The sequence below is a fragment of the Mycobacterium sp. TH-M11 genome (genome assembly GCF_057473725.1).
The window spans coordinates 1-2,160 of the sequence record NZ_JBYCLD010000372.1 but is presented as its reverse complement, the minus strand read 5'-3'; the positions used below and the strand labels follow the sequence as shown (position 1 = coordinate 2,160).

The window sequence follows — 2,160 nt, the reverse complement described above, 5'->3', positions numbered from 1 at the left end:
GGCGCTGGGCCACGAGTACTGCGCGCTGACCGACCATTCGCCGCGACTGACGATCGCCAACGGGTTGTCAGCTGAGCGTTTACGCAAGCAGCTTGAGGTCATCGACGGGTTACGAGATCGGTTCGCTCCCATGCGAATTCTGACCGGCATCGAGGTGGACATTCTCGATGACGGCGGACTCGACCAGGAGCCGGGGCTGTTGCAGCGGCTCGACATCGTGGTGGCAAGCGTGCATTCCAAGTTGTCGATGGACGCCGCGGCGATGACCCGCCGGATGGTCCGCGCGGTCAGCAATCCCCACGCCGACGTCCTCGGCCACTGCACCGGACGGCTGGTTACCGGCAACCGCGGGATCCGCAAGGAGTCGACGTTCGACGCCGAGGCGGTGTTCACCGCGTGTCTCGAGCACGGCACCGCCGTCGAGATCAATTCCCGGCCCGAGCGCCGCGACCCGCCCACCCGGCTAATCAAACTGGCGCTGGAAATCGGCTGCGACTTCAGCATCGACACCGACGCGCATGCGCCGGGTCAACTTGATTTCCTCGGCTACGGCGCGCAGCGCGCGCTGGACGCCGGTGTTCCGGTCGGCCGGATCATCAACACCTGGCCGGTCGACCAGCTGCTGACTCGGACGCACGCGTAGCGGCGCTACGCCGCCGGCCGCGGCACGGAAAGAGTCGAGATCGACCCGAGTGCATGAGGCCGTGCTCCCTGCGGCGCCCACCGCGCTGGTTCAACGACCGAAAACTCAACGACGCCTGGTGGACCGGACCGCCGTGATCGTCGTATCCGGAGTTCAAAAGTAGCGGAGCCGATCCTGGCTTGATCAACTTTCGAGCCGATCGAGTGGCACCCCGCAGCTCACCCCGACGCCTTCCATCGCCTCTTCGAGCGGTACGTCGAGGGCGCTGGCCACTGTGGTTGTATAGCGCATCAGCGCGACCGAGGCCACGATCTCCACGATCTCGGCATCGGTCCATCCGAATGCTCGTAAGTTGTCGGTCATGTCGTCGGTCACGCCGGCCGGGCGGCGAGCGACCACCCGGGCGAAGTCCACCGCGGCGTTCTCCTTGGCGGTAAGACGGGGAGATGGTTTGCCCTCGATGAGGTCCACGCACTCCTGGCGGCTCCACTTCTTGCCCATCAGGGCGATCATGTGGGCCGCGGTGCAGTATTCACATTCGACCTCATAGGCAGTCACCGCGAAGAACACCCGCTTGAGCTCTTCACGGATGCTTCCCTCCATTGCCGTGTTTAGGCTCAGGGTCCACAACGCATCGGTGGTCTCGGGCAGGTAGTTCAGTCCCCGCTGCAGGCCGGGCACCATCTTGTAATACGCCTTCACCCGCTCAAAGACCTCACGAGTCCGTCCCTGAGCCTGGTCGGGGTCGATGAGGTTGATTCGCGCCATCACTGCCTCCTTGAGTTCATCGGTCGATGTCGGTCATGTGCCGCAGCTCGCGGTCCGGTCTCCACCGGCCGGGTGGGATCGGCGCCCCACTCCATCCATGAGGCGTCGTAGAGCGCGACGTTCTCGTGCCCCATGACATGGAGGGCGAAGAGGGCGAAGGCCCCGAACACCCCACCGCCGCAGTAGGTGATGACACGGCGAGACGGCGCTAGCCCGACCGGCTCCCACAGCCGGGCCAGCTCGGTGGCGGAGCGCAAGCGATGGGTGGCCGGGTCCACGTGGGACGGCGCCGGCACGTTGTGGGCGGTCGGTATATGACCGGCCCGGTGGGTCGGGTACAGGCGGGCGGCACCGGTGTAGAAGATTTCCGGAAGCGCGTCGACGATACAGACGTCGTCACGGCCGATGGCGTGGGCTACTTGATCGGAGTCGACCCGGAGCCCGGGTTGCACCCGGGCGGTGAACGTCGCCGGCGGCGGGTCGGGAACCTCGCTGTCGAGCGGCAATCCTTCCGCCTGCCAGCAGGTGAAACCGCCGTCGAGCAGCATGACGGCGTCGTGGCCGTAGTAGCGCAGAGCCCACCACAGCCGGGCGGCCCAGGTGCCTCCTTGGCTGTCGTAGACCACCACCGTGGTCTGGTCGCCGATCCCGAGGCGACCCATCAGTTCCTCGAACGGCTCCGGCGGCACCACCACGGACGGGTCATCGGGATCCGAGAGGTCGCTCATCACGTCGACGAACACCGCGCC

Annotated in this window: 3 protein-coding genes; 1 reads left to right on the top strand and 2 read right to left on the bottom strand. The window is 66.2% G+C overall.

Going from position 1 to position 2,160, the window contains the following annotated elements:
* Nucleotides 1–643, top strand: a 643-nt coding sequence (locus AC2VOG_RS14845) for a PHP domain-containing protein (RefSeq protein ID WP_486940647.1), incomplete at its 5' end; no start/stop codon positions are given.
* A gap of 183 nt (nt 644–826) precedes the next feature.
* On the opposite strand, the gene AC2VOG_RS14840 is transcribed toward AC2VOG_RS14845, so the two are convergent.
* Nucleotides 827–1,411 carry a carboxymuconolactone decarboxylase family protein gene (locus AC2VOG_RS14840; protein ID WP_486940646.1) on the bottom strand — a complete coding sequence of 195 codons (585 nt, stop codon included), beginning with the start codon at nt 1,409–1,411 and terminating at the stop codon, nt 827–829.
* Nucleotides 1,411–2,160 (bottom strand): sulfurtransferase (locus AC2VOG_RS14835; RefSeq protein ID WP_486940645.1); only part of this gene is annotated, 750 nt, incomplete at its 5' end. The genes AC2VOG_RS14835 and AC2VOG_RS14840, both read right to left, overlap by 1 nt.